Annotated in this window: 15 protein-coding genes and 1 tRNA gene; 8 read left to right on the plus strand and 8 right to left on the minus strand. The window is 59.1% G+C overall.

Features of this window, described 5'->3' with window-relative positions; all coding sequences use genetic code 11:
• Window positions 1-122 precede the first annotated feature (122 nt).
• Together J3348_RS14475 and murD are read right to left on the minus strand one after the other, a co-directional pair.
• Window positions 123-881, minus strand: coding sequence for a GNAT family N-acetyltransferase (locus tag J3348_RS14475; RefSeq protein WP_207698993.1), 759 nt, complete (start codon window positions 879-881; stop codon window positions 123-125).
• Window positions 878-2,281, minus strand: coding sequence for a UDP-N-acetylmuramoyl-L-alanine--D-glutamate ligase (gene murD, locus J3348_RS11120; protein WP_120080220.1), 1,404 nt, complete (start codon window positions 2,279-2,281; stop codon window positions 878-880). The genes J3348_RS14475 and murD overlap by 4 nt, the downstream gene beginning before the upstream one ends.
• Before the next feature lie 255 nt (window positions 2,282-2,536).
• Between murD and J3348_RS11125 the strand changes: the two genes are divergently transcribed.
• The 5 genes from J3348_RS11125 to J3348_RS11145 all read left to right on the plus strand — a co-directional run bounded on the left by J3348_RS11125 (window position 2,537) and on the right by J3348_RS11145 (window position 6,603).
• Complete coding sequence (locus J3348_RS11125; protein ID WP_207698994.1) at window positions 2,537-4,108, plus strand: peptide ABC transporter substrate-binding protein; 1,572 nt, start codon at window positions 2,537-2,539, stop codon at window positions 4,106-4,108.
• A 55-nt stretch (window positions 4,109-4,163) separates the two neighbouring features.
• A tRNA-Gly gene (locus J3348_RS11130) sits at window positions 4,164-4,239 on the plus strand.
• Window positions 4,240-4,320: 81 nt separating this feature from the next.
• Entirely contained in the window at window positions 4,321-4,698 is a 378-nt protein-coding gene (locus tag J3348_RS11135; protein WP_005945802.1) for a hypothetical protein, read from the plus strand.
• A gap of 3 nt (window positions 4,699-4,701) precedes the next feature.
• Window positions 4,702-5,616 carry a DnaD domain protein gene (locus tag J3348_RS11140; RefSeq protein ID WP_005945800.1) on the plus strand — a complete coding sequence of 305 codons (915 nt, stop codon included), beginning with the start codon at window positions 4,702-4,704 and terminating at the stop codon, window positions 5,614-5,616.
• Between the two features lie 9 nt (window positions 5,617-5,625).
• The gene (locus J3348_RS11145) at window positions 5,626-6,603 is read left to right on the plus strand and encodes an ATP-binding protein (protein WP_154260476.1); all 978 of its coding nucleotides are present in this window, start codon (window positions 5,626-5,628) and stop codon (window positions 6,601-6,603) included.
• Window positions 6,604-6,641: 38 nt separating this feature from the next.
• Here J3348_RS11145 and J3348_RS11150 read toward each other — a convergent pair whose 3' ends face one another.
• The 3 genes from J3348_RS11150 to J3348_RS11160 all read right to left on the minus strand — a co-directional run bounded on the left by J3348_RS11150 (window position 6,642) and on the right by J3348_RS11160 (window position 11,068).
• Complete coding sequence (locus J3348_RS11150; protein ID WP_207698995.1) at window positions 6,642-7,430, minus strand: MBL fold metallo-hydrolase; 789 nt, start codon at window positions 7,428-7,430, stop codon at window positions 6,642-6,644.
• 66 nt (window positions 7,431-7,496) lie between these two features.
• Window positions 7,497-8,780 (minus strand): UDP-N-acetylglucosamine 1-carboxyvinyltransferase, encoded by a 1,284-nt coding sequence (locus tag J3348_RS11155; protein WP_242702968.1) that lies wholly within the window; start codon window positions 8,778-8,780, stop codon window positions 7,497-7,499.
• Window positions 8,781-9,049: 269 nt separating this feature from the next.
• The gene (locus J3348_RS11160) at window positions 9,050-11,068 is read right to left on the minus strand and encodes a fructose-1,6-bisphosphatase (RefSeq protein WP_207698997.1); all 2,019 of its coding nucleotides are present in this window, start codon (window positions 11,066-11,068) and stop codon (window positions 9,050-9,052) included.
• Between the two features lie 155 nt (window positions 11,069-11,223).
• Here J3348_RS11160 and J3348_RS11165 point away from each other — a divergent pair, with 155 nt between their 5' ends.
• Together J3348_RS11165 and J3348_RS11170 are read left to right on the plus strand one after the other, a co-directional pair.
• Window positions 11,224-12,144: a radical SAM protein gene (locus J3348_RS11165; protein ID WP_207698998.1), complete on the plus strand. Its 921-nt coding sequence runs from the start codon at window positions 11,224-11,226 to the stop codon at window positions 12,142-12,144.
• 144 nt (window positions 12,145-12,288) lie between these two features.
• Complete coding sequence (locus J3348_RS11170) at window positions 12,289-13,377, plus strand: sugar kinase (protein WP_154260472.1); 1,089 nt, start codon at window positions 12,289-12,291, stop codon at window positions 13,375-13,377.
• A gap of 59 nt (window positions 13,378-13,436) precedes the next feature.
• On the opposite strand, the gene J3348_RS11175 is transcribed toward J3348_RS11170, so the two are convergent.
• From J3348_RS11175 to J3348_RS11185, 3 genes are read right to left on the minus strand one after another with little or no spacing between them, the layout of a single operon-like run.
• Complete coding sequence (locus J3348_RS11175) at window positions 13,437-15,917, minus strand: excinuclease ABC subunit UvrA (RefSeq protein ID WP_207698999.1); 2,481 nt, start codon at window positions 15,915-15,917, stop codon at window positions 13,437-13,439.
• An 18-nt stretch (window positions 15,918-15,935) separates the two neighbouring features.
• Window positions 15,936-16,121 (minus strand): hypothetical protein, encoded by a 186-nt coding sequence (locus tag J3348_RS11180; protein WP_207699026.1) that lies wholly within the window; start codon window positions 16,119-16,121, stop codon window positions 15,936-15,938.
• An 18-nt stretch (window positions 16,122-16,139) separates the two neighbouring features.
• Window positions 16,140-17,129 carry an AraC family transcriptional regulator gene (locus J3348_RS11185; protein ID WP_347565385.1) on the minus strand — a complete coding sequence of 330 codons (990 nt, stop codon included), beginning with the start codon at window positions 17,127-17,129 and terminating at the stop codon, window positions 16,140-16,142.
• 170 nt (window positions 17,130-17,299) lie between these two features.
• Here J3348_RS11185 and J3348_RS11190 point away from each other — a divergent pair, with 170 nt between their 5' ends.
• Window positions 17,300-18,463, plus strand: a complete 1,164-nt coding sequence (locus tag J3348_RS11190; protein WP_207699001.1) for an MFS transporter — start codon at window positions 17,300-17,302, stop codon at window positions 18,461-18,463.
• The last annotated feature ends 41 nt before the right edge of the window (window positions 18,464-18,504 follow it).

Below are 18,504 nucleotides of genomic sequence, written 5' to 3' on the forward strand. Positions count from 1 at the left end.
GGCAGCTTTCTCCTCGGACACGATTCGGGCCATTCCATCGCCCGTCCTATTGCCCTGCGGGCAACAGGGTCCCACCCCAGCGGACGGTCCTCAGAGAAACTTCCGACGTGTCAGCCGACAAACTACGATGGCACATAACGAATATACTCCGCAAGCTTTTCAAAGCCAAGCCGGGTATAAAAGTGCACCCGCTCCGGGCTGCAGAGAAACACCGGGTGCTCCCCCTTGGCGGCAAGCTCGTTCGCCATCTGCACAATGAGCCGCCCGCCGATGCCCTTGCCCCGCAAAGGCCGGGCTGTCTGCCCGCAGGCCATGTAGGCCTGCCTGTTCGCAAGGGCATAGGCCCCTACCGTGCAGATCGTTTCACTCCCCTGCCGCAGCGCCCACACAAGGGCTTTGCCGCGGGTGCGCTTTGTGCAAAGCTCGGAGTAAAAGTCCTCCTGCTTTGCCGTATCCGCCGGGTAGAGCGCCCGTGCCACATCCATGGCAGAGGGTTCTCTGTCAAGGGTCAGTCCGGCCCAGAGCGTCTCGTCTGCAGCGGGCAGCGGCAGAGCCTTGCCGGGTGCAAGGCCGAATACAGTCAGCGTTTCAGCTTTGCACCACCCGGCAGGCGGTGGGCATTCGTTTTCGTCTAAAATGATGCTCTCACACCCGCAGAAAGCCAGAAAGCTGGCCATCTCTTCCGGGTTTGCGTGCCCTGCTGCCCATGCGGTACTGCCGCTGAGTTCCAGCGCCAGTGTAGGTCCTGCGTAGAATCGCCACGGCTGGCTTTTGCTAAAAAGGGCAAGATCCAGCGGCAGGGTCGCCCCCAGCACCCATTTCCCCCGGCAGGCATTTAAAAAGCGGGCGCGGTGGGCTTTTGTGCTGACCTGCGCGATCACTTCAGCTCGTTGACGATCTTCTTGAACTCGCGGCCGCGCACCTCAAAGTTGGGGTACAGATCAAACGATGCGCTGGCCGGGGACAGGATGATGATGTCACCGGGCTTTGCGCAGGCACGGGCCAGCTCCACAGCGTGCTGCATGTTGTCGGCATGCTGGATGGGCAGCTCTGCTTCGTTGAAGTTCGGGTCCTCGCGCACAGCCTTTTCGATGCGGGGGCCGGTGGCACCCATCAGCACAAGGTTCTTCACGTGGGCCACCACTTCCGGTGCCAGCGGCTCATAGGGAATGTGCTTGTCGTAGCCGCCAGCGATCAGAATGACCTTCTGGTTAAAGCTGCGCAGACCGGCAATGGTGCGCGTCGGGCTGGTGCCGATGGAGTCGTTGTAGTACAGCACGCCGTCCAGCGTGCGCACCGGCTCAATACGGTGCTCCACACCGGTAAAGGTGCTGCCCACCTTCTGGATGGCTTCCACGGGCACCTCGCCCCACACGGCAGCGGCAGCGGCCAGCAGGTTTTCAATGTTGTGCAGGCCGCGCAGCTTCACGTCCTTCTGGGCCAGGAAGGGGGTCACAACGCCATCCTCGGCCATGCAGAGCATGTTGTCCTCCTTGCGCAGGAAGGCACCGTTGTCGGTATCGTGCAGGCGGGTGAACCACACCTGCTTGCCCTTGCAGTCGGACTGCATGGAACGGCTGATCTCGTTCTCATAGCCCAGCACAGCGCGGCAGGGCTGCTTCTGGTACAGCAGGATGTTGCGCTTGGCATCAATGTACTCCTGCATGTCCTTGTGGTGGTCCAGATGGTTGGGGGTGACATTGGTCACCACGGCAATGTTGGGGCTGGAATGCATGCTGATGAGCTGGAAGCTGGAAAGCTCCACCACAGCCACATCCTCGGGAGCTACCTCGGGCAGCATGGGCAGCAGAGCTGCGCCGATGTTGCCGCCCAGATGCACCTTGCGGCCTGCGGCCTCGTAGAACTTGGAGATCAGGGTGGTGGTGGTGGTCTTGCCGTCGGAGCCGGTCACGGCTACGATCTCGCAGGGGCAGAAGTCGAAGAACAGCTCCACCTCACTGGTGACCATGGTGCCTGCGGCCATGGCATCCTGCAGGGGCTTTTCAAAGTAGCCCACAAAGCCCGGGGTGCGCATGATGATATCCTGACCCTTGAAGCCATCCAGATAGTTTTCGCCCAGACTCAGGTCGATGCCCAGCTCCTTGATGGTTGCAGCGTAATCGCCAAAGTCCTCCACGCTCTTTTTCTGGTCGCACAGGGTCACATGGGCACCCATCTCCACAAACTCCTTGATCAGGGTCTTGTGGCTGACACCGGCACCAATGAAGGCCACTTTTTTGCCTTTGATGAGTTCAATCAGTTTCTGCTGATCCTTCTGCATAAAAACAGTTCCTCCTCCATAATATCGTATTCAGAACGCACCTCAAAACGGGTGCAGAGATGTTTCGCTGTACCATTATAGTCCATTTAGCCGCAATTGGCAACGGAAAAACGCCCTTTTTGCCCCAAAAAGCAAGGTAAATTCACAATTCTGCAATTGTATTTTGCCGCTGTTTCTGCTACACTTGTCGAAGCAGAGTGCTTTTTGTATACAAAAAGCCTTTTTTCGCAAATACCATAGAATGAGGTCATCCCCTTGAAACAGTTCTTCCGTATTACCGCAGCATTGCTTGCTGCTGCGTTCCTGCTTGCGCTCACCGGCTGCGGCAGCAGTTCCAGTGCGCCAAGCTTTACATGGTTCGTGGATACCATTCCCGCAAACCTCGACCCGCAGGTGGCTTCTGCTGCCCCGGACGTGATCGCCTGCGAGAACCTTTACAGCGGGCTTGTCCGCAAAAAAGCGGATGGCGAGATCGTGCCCGATCTGTCCGAGAGCTGGACGGTCTCCTCCGATGGCAAGACCTACACCTTCCAGATCAAGGACGGCCTGACCTACAAGGCCGTTAAGGGCGCTTCCACGGATCACACCATCACTGCCGAGGACTTTGTGTTTGCATTTCGGCGTATATTCCAGCCGCAGACAAATTCCCCTTATGCCGTGGAGTTTGCCGCCCTTGAGAACAGTGCTGCCGTGCTGGCTGGCACAGCCGATGCCAGCACGCTGGGCGTTTCGGCCGCCGGCCCGCTGACGCTGGTGTTCCGCCTGAGTGAAAAGGACGACAACTTCCTTGCCAAGCTCACCCTACCCGGTGCCATGCCCTGCGATGAAGCATTTTTTGAGAGCACCCGCGGCACCTACGGTCTGACCGCCAAGACCACCCTTTCCAGCGGCAGCTTCTATCTTTACAACTGGACGGCCAGCGGCCTGTTCCTGCACCGGGATGTCTCCTCCCCCATGATCGGTAGCCTGCGTCTGGTGCAGAACACCGGCAGCACCGGAAAGAGCGCCGCCCAGCTCATTGCAGACGAAAAATGCTCCGCCGCGCTGGACGACACCGGCGAGGATACCTCGCTGCAGTCGGTGGATTACTCCGACACCACCTGGGCACTGCTGTTCAACAGCGCCGAAGATTCTGTGTTTGCCGATCAGGAACTGCGGCAGGCGCTTGCCGGCATCGCCCGGGAGAATGTGGATGTGCCCTCTTCCGGTCTGTACACCGCTGCCGAGGGTCTTGTGCCCACCGGCCTTTCCGTGGACGGCATCGATTACCGCAAGTCTGCCAGGAACCCGCTGCCCACCATCACCGACCCCCGTACATTGTACCTGAATGCACGGCAGGGCATGGCCAGCTCGGATTTTTCCGGCGTGACCATCCTGCTGCCGAAGGAAGCCGGCCTGACCGAACTGGCCGAGCAGATCAACGGCGCATGGCAGAAGGACTGCTCCCTTTTCTTCTCGGTGGAAGAGGTTCCGCAGGAGGAGTTCGACAAACGCCTTGCAGCAGGCAGTTACACCATTGCGCTGGCTCCCATCCGCGCCGAAGGCGGCAGCGTATACCAGATGCTGCAGCAGTTCACGGCCGAGGGCGGCGGCCTGACCGGCTGGTCCGACCCCATCTACTCTCAGCGTCTGGCCGAGAGCGCCCAGCAGACCGGCAGCGCCCGCTGTGCCCTGCTGGCCGATTGTGAACGCCAACTGCTGGAAGGCTGCGCCGTGGTGCCGCTGCTGGGCCAGAACAGACGTCTGCTGGTGGCGGACGGCATCACCGGCCTTGTGTTCGACCCCTTCACGCCGGTGCTGGACCTGACCGATGCCCAGAAAAACTGACATTCTCCGGCCCTTGACAATCCCGTCCCACTTTGCTACAATAAATGAGCAACTTGCAGGGTTAGCTCATCCGGTAGAGCGGCTGCTTCCCAAGCAGCAGGCGGCGGGTTCGGGTCCCGTACCCTGCTCCAAAAACAAACGGCAAACCGTGGAATATCGGTTTGCCGTTTTTGCTTACAGCCGCTCCCTGCAAAATACGAAAGGACTCTGCCATGATCTTTGTTCCCCTGCTGCATTACTTCAAATGCAAAAATTCCTACAGCGGCAACGAATACGGCCTGCGATACCGGATGATCCCCGGCAAGCGCACCGTGCCGGACCCGGACGGCGGCGAGGGTGCCACAAAAGAGGAAAGCATCCTCACCGTGGACTACTGGCCGGACCCCTGGACCATTGAAAAGACCGACCCTGCCCTGCGGGTGCAGAAGGTGTTTCCGCTCACCGACGAGGGCCGGGAGGCCACAGCCGCTTTTTTGCAGGACGCGTTCAATGCCGATCCTGACCGCTGGAAAAACTGCCCCAGCATGATGGACAGTGACCCGTGGGAGCCGCCTGCCGCCGAAGCCGAGCCGGACAAGCCGAAGGAATAAAACATGATCTATCGTTTAAAAGAACTCAAGGGCGATACCATTGCAGTGCCGCAGCTGGTGTTTTCCAAACTGGGCATCGCCGAAGAATACAATGTGCGCGTGGCTCTGTATGTGCTGGCGACCGGCATCACCGACCCGGACAAGATCTGTGCCGACCTCAAGCTGCGCAGCCGCATCAGCGCCGAGAGCGCCCTCTCCTTCTGGGCAGGCGCTGGCCTGCTGGAGCGGTATGAAGAGAACGCTGCACCGGGCGAGGAACCCAGCGCCCCCGCACCCATGACCTGGGCCGAGATCGCTGCGGCCAGCCGCACCGACCCCATGATCTCCAGCCTGATCGACTGCGCACAGACCGGCTTTGCCCGTCCGCTGACCCACAGGGAGATGGAAAAGCTGGTCAACCTTTATATGCAGGAGGGCTTTGCGCCGGAGACCGTGATGCTGTGCACCGCCTATGTTGCCAGCACCGGCCGCAGCACCATGGCCGCCGTAGCGCATGAGCTGAAGGTGTGGCGCACCGAGGGCGTGGAGACCGGTGAGCAGGCCGATGCCCACCTCAAACTGCTGGCACTGCGCCAGAGCCGCGAGCAGTATGTCAGCGGCCTTCTGAACATCCCGGAAAGCGAGCTGACCCTTGGCGGGCGCAAGGCCATTGCACGCTGGTACGAGGTTTACGGCTACGACGATGCCATGGTGCAGGAAGCTGCCGTGCAGGCCGGGGCCAAGCGCGACCTGTGGTACTGGAACAGTATCCTCAAAACATGGAACGCCAAGGGCCTGCGCACCGTGCACGATGTGCGCAGCCCGGTGGCTGCTGCAGGCGCAAGCCGGAACCTCCGGGTAGACCGTGAAGCCCCCAGCGGCAACGATTTCCTCAAGAACGCTGCCCGCCGCCGTCCGTTGAAAAAGAAACCGGAATAAGGAGGAGCCATGCGTACCAAAAACGAACTGTATCAGGAAGCCATGCGCACCGTGGCCGCCCGGCGGCAGGTGGCCAGAGCCAGAGCCGAGGATGCCCGCGCCGAAGCCGAAGCCGCCATTCCCGCCCTGCGCCATGCAGAAGAAGAGGTGCGGGTGCGGGGCATCCGCTGCGCACTGGCCGGTGCTGCGGGCAAGGACCGCACCGAAGCTGCCGCCGCCCTTGCCGATGCAAAGCAGAAGCTGACCGCCCTGCTGGCACAAAGCGGACGGCCCGCTGATGCACTGGAGCCGCGCTTTGTCTGCCCCAAATGTCAGGACACCGGCAGCGTGAATGGCCGCACCTGTGAGTGCGTGCACAAGGTGATGCAGCAGCTGCGCCGCAAGGAGATCGAGGCGCTGTCCAGCCTGTCCATTGCAAGCTTTGACACCATGGAGCTGCGCTATTACCCGAACCGTGCCGATGAAAAGGTGGGCGGTGCCATCCGCCCTTACATGGCCGATATGCTGGCAGACCTGCGCAGCTACGCGGAAGAGTTTGACCACCACAGCGAGAGCCTGATGCTGTTTGGCAATGCGGGCCTTGGCAAGACCCACGCGGCCCTTGCCATTGCGGGCATCGTGCTGGAAAAGGGCTACGATGTGATCTATGTTTCCAGCCCGGACTTTTTCTCCAAGCTGGAAGGGCTGCACTTTGGTGCAGACCCGGCAGGCGAGGAGGAAACGCTGATGCAGACCGCTGCCGGGGCCGACCTGCTCATTCTGGATGATCTTGGCTCGGAGTTCAACTCTGCCTTCCTCATCAGCAGCCTGTACAGTCTGCTCAACAACCGGCTGGGTGCAAAGCTGCCCACCATCGTCACCACCAACATCACTGACGGTGCTCTGCTGGAAAAGCTGTATACCGAAAAAATTTCCAGCCGCCTTTCTGCCTTTGTCCCCTGCCTTTTTGCAGGCGATGACATCCGCACACAGAAAGCAGCTGAATAAAACAAACGGCAATGCAAATGCATTGCCGTTTGTTTTATTTAAAACTCTAATACCGGACTCATTTCGTTGCGGCGCTGTGCCTGCACGATGCAGTCCTTCTCCGGCACAACGCCCGCCGCGCCCAGCGTGTTGAACACGGTCTGCAGGGCAAGCGCAGGCGTGTTGTTCTCCTGCGAAAGATGGCACAGCGCAAACTTTTTGCACCCTTCCTGAATGAGTTCCAGCAGCTTTGCCGAGCACTCGTCGTTGGAAAGGTGGCCCCGGGTGCTTTCAATGCGTGCCCGTAAGTAATAGGGATACGGCCCGCTGCGCAGCATGTGCAGGTCGTAGTTGCTCTCCAGTGCCACAAGGTCGCAGCCGGAAAGCGCCTCGTGCACCGGCGGCGTGAGCATGCCAAGGTCGGTTGCAATGGTCATGGTCTTGCCGTCCGGGGTGTGGATGCGGTAGCCCACACAGGGCACATCGTGGCTGGTGGGAAAGCTCTGCACGCCAAACGCGCCCACGTCCTCTTCCCTGCCTTCCAGCTCGTGCAGCTCACAGCTGGCCGGTACGATGCCGTTGCTGTCCAGAAAATCCAGCGTTTCCGCTGCACCGTACACCGGCAGCGTGTTCTTTTTGAGGAAGGTGGAAAGCCCCTTCACATGGTCGCTGTGCTCGTGGGTGACAAGGATGCCGTCGCAGTCACTGGCGGCAAGGCCCAGCGCCTTGAGCGCCGCCGAGGTAGTGCGCACGCCCTTGCCCATATCTACAATGAGATACCGCTGCCCGCAGCGCACCACACTGCTGTTGCCGGAGGAACCCGAATATAACGAGATGAATTCTGCCATGAAAAACCTCTGATACACTCAAAAACAGCCCGCCGCATATGCAGCAGGCTGTTTGCTTTTTATAAGTTACAGTGCCTGATCCAGTGCAGCGGGCATACGCTCCACCTTGCTGATGTCTGCACCCAGACCGCGCAGCTTTTCCACGATATTCTCGTAGCCGCGCTCGATGTGGCCGATTTCCTCGATCTCACTGGTGCCGTCTGCCATCAGCGCAGCCACCACCATGGCAGCGCCTGCACGCAGATCCAGTGCGCGCAGCGGTGCAGGGGTGAGCTTATCCACGCCCTCAAACACAGCCACCTGACCGTCCACCTGCACGTTGGCACCCATCTTGCGCAGCTCGTCCACATAGCGGAAGCGGTTGTCCCACACGCTCTCGGTCACGGTGCTGGTGCCCTTGGCCACGCTCAGCAGCACGCCCATCAGGGGCTGCATGTCGGTGGGAAAGCCGGGATGCGGCATCGTGTTGATCTTCAGCGGCAGAATATCGCCGGTGCGGCGCACACGCACAGCATCGTCAAATTCTTCCACCTCCACGCCTGCACGGCGCAGCTTTTCGGTAATGGGTTCCAGATGCTTGGGGGTGACGTTCTTCACCAGAACATCGCCGCCGGTGGCAGCAGCAGCCACCATGTAGCTGCCAGCCTCGATCTGATCCGGGATGATGCTGTAGGTGCAGCCGTGCATCTTTTCCACGCCGCGCACCTTGATCACATCGGTGCCTGCGCCGCGGATGTTCGCACCGCACATATTCAGGAAGTTTGCCAGATCCACCACATGGGGTTCCTTGGCACAGTTTTCCAGAATGGTCTGGCCCTTGGCCATTACAGCGGAGAGCATACCGTTCATGGTAGCGCCCACGCTGACCTTATCAAAGAAGATGTGTGCACCGTTCATCTCCTTGGCGCGCACGCTGATCATGCCGTAGTCCACGCTGTCCTCTGCGCCCAGAGCACTGAACACCTTCAGGTGCTGGTCAATGGGGCGGGGGCCGAGGTTGCAGCCGCCGGGCATGGCCACCTGAGCCTTGCCAAAACGGGACAGCAGTGCGCCCAGAAAGTAGTAGCTGGCGCGCATCTGGCGGGACAGGTCGTCCGGGACGTTGGTGCCGGTCAGATGGGTGGTGTCGATCTCGTAGGTGTTGCGGTTGATCATTTTGATCTGTGCGCCCAGAACGCTGAGGATCTTCAGGCTCACCGCCACATCACTGATATCCGGCAGATTCTCGATCACACAGACATCCGCTGCCAGAATGGTTGCAGGCAGGACGCCCACCGCCGCATTTTTGGCACCCGAAATGGTAACTTCGCCGTGCAGGGGCTTGCCGCCCGTAATAACAAATTTCTCCAATTTTATGATCTCCTTGTCGGAGGCCCGCAGCCGCGGGCCTGTTAAGGTTCCTGAAAGCATTTTCCATAAAAGCTGCCTGATGTGCATGGGCCATAAGGCCGTACACGTACAGCTATCTTATTATACACAACTTTCACAAAAAAGCAAAGCCCCGTTTGGTGTTGTTTTATTATTTTCTGTTTTGCCCATTTTCGCGCAGGATATTCCAAAATTTTGATTTCTTTTTCAGGTATTTTACAAAAACCAGATACATTGCTGTTGCGCTTTCTTTACCAGATGTGGTCTTCGCACCGAGTCTCAGTGATCCAGCCCAGCTGGTAGGCAGCCACCAGCTGCTTGAGGTCGTGCACACGCTCCCGCAGCACCTCGCCCTCGTCGGTGTCCTCCACGAGAATGCGATGATTTTCGGTTTCCAGAATGTTTTTCTGGGAAATGATATCCAGATTATCCTTCACCGCTTTCTCGGCACTTTCAAAGGGCTGATGAGTGCGCAGGGACATGGTGCGGCTGGAATACACCAGCGTGTAGCCCGCAATGCCGGTCTTTTCGTGGTAGGCACGGCAGAAACCGCCGTCGATCACCACCAGCCGTCCGCCGCCCTTGATGGGGCTTTCGCCGTTCTTTTCCCGCACCGGCACGTGGCCGTTGACGATGTGGCTGGCACCGGGCAGGCCAAACTCGGCCAGAATGCGGCGGCAGACAGCCTCATCGTTATACCATGTATAATAGGGGTCCTTCACCTCGGTGTGGGTGGAAGCGTCCTCTATATAGAGCCGCTCAAAGGTGGTCATGGCACTGCGGCCAAACAGCGGCGAAAGCTTGCCGCACCACAGATACCACAAAAAATCCTGTCCGCTCTGGCGGGCAGCGCTGCCTTCCGGTGCATAGTAGCCCCGGCGGGCGCGGGCATCGCAGTAGTCCATCAGTGCGCGGCCGGAGTAGTAGCGGCCCTCAAAGCGCTCCATGGCAAAGGTGCCGCGGCTGGTCATGGGCACAGCCCCATGGTAGAGCAGGTTGCCGTTCTCAATGTGGTACACGCTGCCCTTTGCATAGAGAAATTCAACATGCTGCTGCAGTTTTTCGCTCTGGCGGAAGGACTGCACCAGCTTGCGCAGCACCAGCTGTTCATCCGGGTGCAGTGCGGCCGGGTCGGCGGGGTCCACCGTGGGGAACGAGGTATCCCGCAGCGGATACTCCTTTTCGCCGATCTTTACCGTGTGCTTTTCCCAGTCGATGCGGCGCAGATAATCTCGCTCCTGCATCTGGAAGTCCGGGTTGCGGTCGATGACATGGCACTCCAGCTTGAACATCAGAATGCTGATGGCCTTGTGCATCACGGCACAGCGGTGCAGCATTCCCCTGGTGTAGGGGCCGCGGGCCGCATCGGTATGAGGCATCCAGATGGAAAGATCATCATTGCCGTAGAACTGCTCGGCCATGCGCTGCAGATGGCGCAGGTTGATGCCGTAGCAGTCCTCCAGCATTCCGTGGTTATGATAAGCCAGCGTGGTCTTGAGCACCGTGCAGATGCAGATGGGGCTGCCCGCAGCGGCACCCATCCATACTACATCGTGGTTGCCCCACTGGATATCCACATTGTGGTGGCGCATGAGCAGATCGAGGATGATATCCGGGCGTGGGCCGCGGTCGAACAGGTCGCCCACGATGTGCAGCTTGTCCACTGCCAGATGCTTGATCAGCTCGCACAGCCGCACGATAAAGTGGTCGGCACGGCCATTTTCAATGATGCTGCCCACGATCTGGCCGTAGTACAGATCCTTGTCGTGATCCTCAAAATGGGCGTGGAGCAGCTCGTCCAGAATGTAGCCGCAGCTGGCAGGCAGGCATCTGCGCACATGGTCGCGGGTATGCTTGGAGGACACCAGACGGCAGATATCAATGAGACTCAGCAGCGTTTCGGTGTACCACTGATCCAGCGCTTCCTCACTGGTACAGCGTGCCTTGAGCTGGGGCAGCTTTTCGTTGGGGTAATAGATCAGCGTTGCCAGCTCGGCGCGGGTATGCTTCGGCACGGTATCGCCCAGCACCTGATCCACTTTTTCGCGAATGACACCGGAAGCGGAATTCAGAATATGCACAAAAGCTTCATTCTCGCCGTGCAGGTCGCTCATGAAGTGCTCGGTACCCTTGGGCAGCTTGAGCAGTGCCTGCGTGCTGATGATCTCGCTGGCTGCCGCCGCCTGCGAAGGATAATCCCGCGAGAGCAGGGTCAGGTACTTGAGATTATCGCGGATCTCATCGGTTTCGGTGCGCATGGTCTCCTCCATCACAACGTTCTCTCCGCCGCAGTCCGCCACACGGACCTTGCAAAGATGTTGCTTTCCATATGTATTATTTTTTCCTTATCTTATAGTATAGCACGTCCGGGGCGAAAAGTGGTATACTGGGGCTGACAAACTTTCAGCAAAGGACTTTGGATATTATGCCGAAAAGCGATTTCGTCTCCGTTCCCTCTTCCTGCACCCTCTGCCCGCGCCGGTGCGGGGCCGACCGTGCTGCCGGGCGCACCGGTTTCTGCGGCGCGGGTGGCGCCTTAAAAGCAGCCCGCGCTGCCCTGCACTACTGGGAGGAGCCATGCATCAGCGGCACAAAGGGCAGCGGCACGGTGTTCTTTTCCGGCTGCACCCTCAAATGCTGCTTCTGCCAGAACTATCCCATCAGCGCCGAGGGCCTTGGCAAGGAGATCAGCGTGGAACATCTGGCAGAGATTTTCCTGAATCTGCAGGAGCAGGGTGCCAACAACATCAATCTGGTCACACCCGGCCAGTGGCGGCCCTGGATCATTGCCGCGCTGGATATTGCCCGGGCTAAGGGCCTGCATCTGCCCATCGTATGCAACACCGGCGGCTACGAAACGGTGGAAAGCGTGGAAGCATGGCGCGGATACATCGACATCTGGCTGGCCGACCTGAAATACGTCTCCTCCGCCCTCTCGGCAGAGCTTTCCTCTGCACCGGACTATTTTGCGCAGGCAAAGCCCGCCATTGAAGCCATGATGGCACAGGCCGGGCACCCGGTGTTCAATGCAGAGGGCATCCTGCAAAAGGGGGTCATTCTGCGGCACCTTGCCCTGCCCGGCCATGTTGACGACAGCTTTGCGGTGCTTGACCAGATGGCCGCGTGGAACGATGCAGACCCCGGATGCTTCATCCCCAGCGTCATGAGCCAGTACACACCGTTTTATAAAGCCACAGAGCACGGCATCGGACGGCGCATTACCACCTATGAATACCGCCGGGTGGTCAACTATGCCATGGACAAGGGACTGGCGCAGGGCTACATGCAGCAGAAGAGCAGCGCGAAGGAAGAGTATACGCCTTCTTTCGATTTGACAGGGGTATGAATTCGTCAAATCTCCCAAAAAAGGCCGATTATTTTCTCTTGCATCCCCGCGGAAGTGCTTGCAATCCCATCCGGGCCGGATTATAATGGATACAACGATGTGTTAACAGAACTCTGATGAGCTGTAAATATCAGGAGGAGCGTTATGGAACATTTTAACCCGATCCTTGGCAACGATACCACCGGCCAGAAATTCATCACCTGCGGCGAGATCATGCTGCGCCTGACCCCGCCGAACTACGAGAAGATCCGTATGGCATCCGGCTTTGAGGCCAGCTACGGCGGCAGCGAGGCCAACATTGCACTGGCACTGGCTAACCTTGGTGTGGACAGCACCTTCTTCAGCGTGGTGCCCAACAACAGTCTGGGCAAGAGCGCCGTGCGCTGGCTGCGTTCCAACGACGTGCACTGCACCCCTATGATCCTGACCGAGCCGAACGAGACTCCTTCCAACCGTCTGGGTACTTATTATCTGGAGACCGGCTACGGCATCCGCCCGTCCAAGGTCATCTATGACCGCAAGCACAGTGCCATTACCGAGTACGATTTCTCGCAGGTGGATCTGGATGCTTTGCTGGACGGCTACGACTGGCTGCACCTGAGCGGCATCACCCCGGCACTGGCACCCAACTGCCGCACCCTCATTCTGGATATGCTCAAGGTCGCCAAAAACAAGGGCCTGACCGTCAGCTTCGACGGCAATTTCCGCTCCACCCTGTGGAGCTGGGAAGAAGCCCGCGATTTCTGCACCGAGTGCCTGCCCTATGTGGATGTGCTGCTTGGCATTGAGCCGTACCACCTGTGGAAGGATGAGAACGACCACTCCAAGGGCGACTGGAAGGACGGCGTTCCTCTGCAGCCCAGCTATGAGCAGCAGGACGAGATTTTCCAGCACTTCATCGAGCGGTATCCCAACCTCAAGTGCATTGCCCGCCATGTGCGTTATGCGCACAGCGGCAGCGAGAACAGCCTGAAGGCTTTCATGTGGTACGACGGCCACACCTTCGAGAGCAAGCTGTTCACCTTTAATATCCTTGACCGCGTGGGTGGCGGCGATGCCTTTGCCAGCGGCCTGATCTACGCCATGCTGCACAACTACAGAGCCATGGATATGATCAACTTTGCGGTGGCAAGCAGTGCCATCAAGCACACCATCCACGGCGATGCCAACATCACCGATGATGTGAGCACTATCCGCAACCTGATGAACATGAACTACGATATCAAGCGGTAAGTTTTATCGCCGTACAGAGAACGCCCGCCGGGTCTCCCCGGCGGGCGTTGCTTTTTCTATCAGATATACCGCCCGGTGATGCTCTCCGGGTTCTGTCTTACCTGTTCCGGCGTACCTACCGCCACGATGCGTCCGCCGGCATCGCCGCCGCCCGGCCCCATATCCACAAGGTAATCCGCATTGCGGATCACATCCAGATCATGCTCAATGACCACCACGGTGGCACCGTTCCCGATCAGCTTCTGGAACACGCCCAGCAGGGTCTGTACATCCAGCGGATGCAGGCCGATGGTGGGTTCATCGAACACGAACACACTGTCTGCCTGCCCCTTGCCCATCTCGCTGGCAAGCTTCAGCCGCTGGGCTTCGCCGCCGGAAAGGCTTGGTGTCTCCTCGCCAAGGGTCAGGTAGCCAAGGCCCAATTCTTTCAGTACCTGCAGGCGCTGGCGCACAAGCTTGCAGTCCGCACAGGCTTCCAATGCAGTGGACACATCCATGTCCATCAGGTCGGCCATGGAGGCTGGCTCGCCGTTCGCCGTGGGCAGCTTCACTGCCGCCGCTTCCCGGCTGTAACGCGAACCGCCGCAGTCCGGGCAGGGCACTTCTACATCCGGCAAAAACTGCACATCCAAACTGATGACACCGGTGCCGTCACAGGTGGGGCACCGCAGCTTACCGGTGTTGTAGGAGAAATCGCCCGCCTTATAGCCGTGGTCTTTGGCATCCTGCGTTTTGGCAAACAGCTTGCGCAGCTCATCGTGCACATTGGCATAGGTGGCCACGGTGGAGCGCACATTGATGCCGATGGGCGTTGCATCGATCAGCTTCACCTGCGCGATTTCCTCGGCCTCCACGCTTTTCACATGCGCTGGCAGGGCTGTGCCATTCACCTTTGCCTGCAAGGCCGGGACCAGGCTTTCCAAAATCAGGGTGGTCTTGCCGCTGCCGGACACACCCGTAACCACGGTCAGCCGCCCCTTGGGCAGTTCCAGTTCCAGCGGCTTCACAGTATGGATGGCCGAGGTTGCCAGATGGATGCGGCCCTGTGCAAACAGTTCATTTTCCGGCACATGAGGCCGGGCGTTCACCCCCGCCCTGCCTGCAAGAAACGGGCCGATCTGAGAAGCCGCGTTCTGTTCAATTTTCGGAATGCTGCCCTGCGCGATCACATGTCCACCCTTTGCACCGGCTTCCGGCCCCATCTCGATCAGCCAGTCAGCTTCCTTTAAAATTTGGGTATCGTGATCCACCAGCACCACCGAGTTGCCGTCGGCCACAAGGTCGTGCATCACATCGGTCAGGCCTTCAATGTTAGAAGGATGCAGGCCGATGGACGGCTCGTCCAGCACATAGAGCACACCGGTGGTACGGTTGCGCACCGCACGGGCCAGCTGCATCCGCTGGCGCTCACCGGTGGAAAGAGTGGAAGCGGAGCGGTCCAGCGTCAGGTAGCCAAGGCCCAGCGAGAGCAGCCGTGCCGCTGCCGTCTGGAAGGATTCGCAGATATTGCGGGCCATGGGCCGCATCTCTTCCGGCAGACTGTCCGGCACACCCGCCACCCAATCGGTAAGCTGCACAAGAGTCATCTGACAAGCCTTGTCCAGCGTGATGCCCCGCAGCTTTGGGGTACGAGCCGCATTACACAGCCGGGTGCCGCCGCAGTCCGGGCAGATGCCTTGCCGCAGGAACTTTTCCACCCGCTTCATGCCCTTTTCATCCTTGACCTTGGAGAGGGCGTTCTCCACGGTATAGGTGGCATTGAAATAGGTAAAATCCAGCTCCCCGGCCTGATTGGAATTTTTGTTATGATAAAAAATGTGCTTTTTCTCCGCCGGGCCATGGAAAACGATATCCTTTTCCCGGTCGGTCAGGTCGCGGAAGGGCACATCGGTGCGCACGCCCATTTCCCGGCAGATATCCACCATCAGCGACCACATCAGGCTCTTCCACGGGGCCACGGCACCTTCGTCGATCGTAAGAGAATCGTCCGGCACAAGGGTGCTCTCGTCCACGGTCATCACCATGCCGGTACCGCTGCAGGTGCGGCAGGCACCCTGACTGTTGAAGGCAAATTCTTCAGCGGAAAGCGCGCGCACGCTGGCACCGCACTGCGGGCAGAGCAGCGGCTTTTCTGCCGCCACGGCAAGGCTGGGTTCCAGCCAGTGGCCGCACTGCGGGCAGGGATAGCTGGAAAGACGGGAGAACATCAGGCGCAGAATGTTCAGCAGTTCCGTGCCGGTACCAAAGGTGCTGCGGATGCCCGGCACAGCGGGCCGCTGATGCAGTGCCAGTGCAGCCGGAACATACAGCACTTCGTCCACCGATGCCTTTGCCGCCTGCGTCATGCGGCGGCGCGTATAGGTGGAAAGTGCGTCCAGATACCGGCGGGAGCCTTCGGCGTAAAGCACGCCCAGCGCAAGGCTGGACTTGCCCGAACCGGACACACCCGCCACACCCACGATTTTGCCCAGCGGCACATCCACATTCACGTTTTTCAGGTTGTGCACCCGCGCGCCGCGGATCCTGATATGGTCGACCATCTTCTTTTCCCCCTGCCGTCACCGCTTCTTTTTTAAATAGTATCCAATGCCAATGGCATCTGCCAGCGCCCAGCCGATGGGCACGCTGAGCCAGATGCCGGTAACACCCAGCGGCGTGGCCGAAAGCAGATAGGCCAGCATCAGCGGCAGAGCAAACAGCAAAATGCTGCCGGTGATGGGGCCTTTGGTCAAACTACGCTGCATTGTTTCCGATTCTCCTTTTTATAACGCTGTTTCAGCCGGTGCACTGGCTCTGCCGTCGTCCCGCCTTGAAAGAGACTGCTCTCTTCCTGCAAACTTCTGACGGTACTCTCTGGGCGTGCAGTGCTTGATTTCCCGGAAGGTCTTTGTAAAGTAGCTGGTATCCGAAAAGCCGCAGTCGGCACCGATCTCGCCGATCTTCATGCTGGTGGAAAGCAGCAGCTCGGCGGCCTTTTCAATGCGGTACTGCTTGACATACTGGATGGGTGTGATCCCCAGCAGTTGCCGGAAGCTGCGCAGGCAGGCGCTCTCACTCAGGGCCACGCAGTCGGAAATGCGCTCCACGTTCAGTTCCTCAGCATAATGCTCTTCCACAAAACGCAGCATCTGTTTCATGCGCTGGGCCGCGATCTGCTCCTGCTGAGAGACCTTTGTTTTTCCACCCTCGCACTGCATTCCCAGCAGATGCACCGCCGCCGAAAGATGGTACCGCGCCTGATTCTCATAGTCAAAGACCTCTTGGGCCACTGCGTCCCAGACTTCCCGCAAATGGCAGAGCACGACCTTCTGCCCGTCGTCTGCCTCGTCCAGCAGAAAGAACGCCGGTGCTCCCGGCTGAAGCAGCGGGTGTACGAGCTTTTGCCAGAAGATGGTATCCATGCCGCCGATCAGGCGCGGATGGAATACCCCGGAATGCAGCAGGGCATCCCCGGTCTCAGCCTGCTCCACCGCATGGAACACTCCGGAATTGACAAACACGCCCTGCCCGGTCTGCAAAACCAGCCGGGCTTTGCTCACGTCCACCGCCAGCGGGCCTTTTACGGCAAGGATGTATTCAAACTCTTCATGCCAATGCCATGCTACCGAGTAGCTTTTGAGGTCCTCTTCATAGCAGGCAATAGGAAACAGTGCGCTGCCGTGCTGCACCAGTTCCCTGCCCTCGTCATCCGCCACAACATCCGGCAGGCAGTTGAGCCCGCCCGCTGCTGCACAGCTGGTGTGAAATGCCACGATCAGCCATCTCCTTTCCGTCAAGGTGCACATCCGCATCCGCGCCGGTTTTGTTGTATCAATCGGGCGTTTTTATCCTAATATTCCGCTCCGATGTGTGATATTATTACATCAGCAAAGTACAAGATGCATTGCAAGTATAACACGCTTCCCGGAGGAACTCAAGATTTATGGTACAGCTTCTGCTTCCGATCATTTACATCTCGTTCATCAGTCTGGGCCTGCCGGATTCCCTGCTGGAGTCGGCGTGGCCCTCCATGTATCCGGCGCTCGGTGTGCCGGTGTCCTATGCGGGGCTGATCTCCATGATCATCTCCTTTGGCACCATTGTTTCCAGCCTGAACAGCGACCGGCTCACCCGTGCGCTGGGTACCGGAAAAGTGACCGCCCTCAGTGTGGCCATGACAGCTGCCGCGCTGTTCGGCTTTTCGGTCTCCACACAGTTCTGGATGCTCTGCCTGTGGGCCGTGCCCTATGGGCTGGGTGCAGGCAGCGTGGACGCGGCCCTGAACAACTATGTTGCCTTACATTATAAAAGCCGCCACATGAGCTGGCTGCACTGCATGTGGGGCATCGGCACCATGATCAGCCCCATGGTCATGGGCCGGGTGCTGGCAGGCGGCGGGCCGTGGACATCCGGCTACCGGTACATTGCCCTGTTCCAGATCCTGCTGAGCGCAGTGCTCTTTTTCAGTTTGCCGCTATGGCAGAGCCGTACTGCAGGCACCGACACCGAAACTGCTTCGACGCATGCGTTGAGCCTTGGACAGGTATTCCGTCTGCCGGGTGCCAGAGAGGTGATGCTGTGCTTCTTCTGCTACTGTGCATTGGAGACCACGGCCGGTCTATGGGCCAGCAGCTACCTCACACTGACGAAAGGCGTTGCCGCCGGCACTGCCGCCAGCTTTGCCAGCCTGTTCTACATCGGCATCACTGCCGGGCGCGCCGCCTGCGGCTTTTTGACCCTGAAATTCAACGATACGCAGATGATCCGCATGGGTCAGTGCATTCTGGCCGCAGGGGTGCTGGCTCTGCTGTTGCCCGGGCCGCAGATCCTTGCCCTGAACGGTCTTGTTCTGGTAGGGCTGGGCTGTGCGCCCATCTATCCCAGTATCATCCACTCCACGCCGGAACACTTCGGCGCGGACAGATCGCAGGCGGTCATCGGCATCCAGATGGCAAGCGCCTATTTGGGCAATCTGGCCATGCCGCCGCTGTTCGGCCTGCTGGCAAACAACATCACTCCGGCACTGTTCCCTTTTTACCTGCTGGCACTGCTGGTGCTCATGGTATTCATGCACGAACAGCTGGTGCGCAAAACAAGCCGCTGCTAATTCTGCCATTCTCCTATTTCATATACAGCAAAAGGCTCCCT

Origin of the sequence: Faecalibacterium sp. Marseille-Q4896, from assembly GCF_017377615.1 — a bacterium.
GTDB classification, from domain to species: domain Bacteria; phylum Bacillota; class Clostridia; order Oscillospirales; family Ruminococcaceae; genus Faecalibacterium; species Faecalibacterium taiwanense.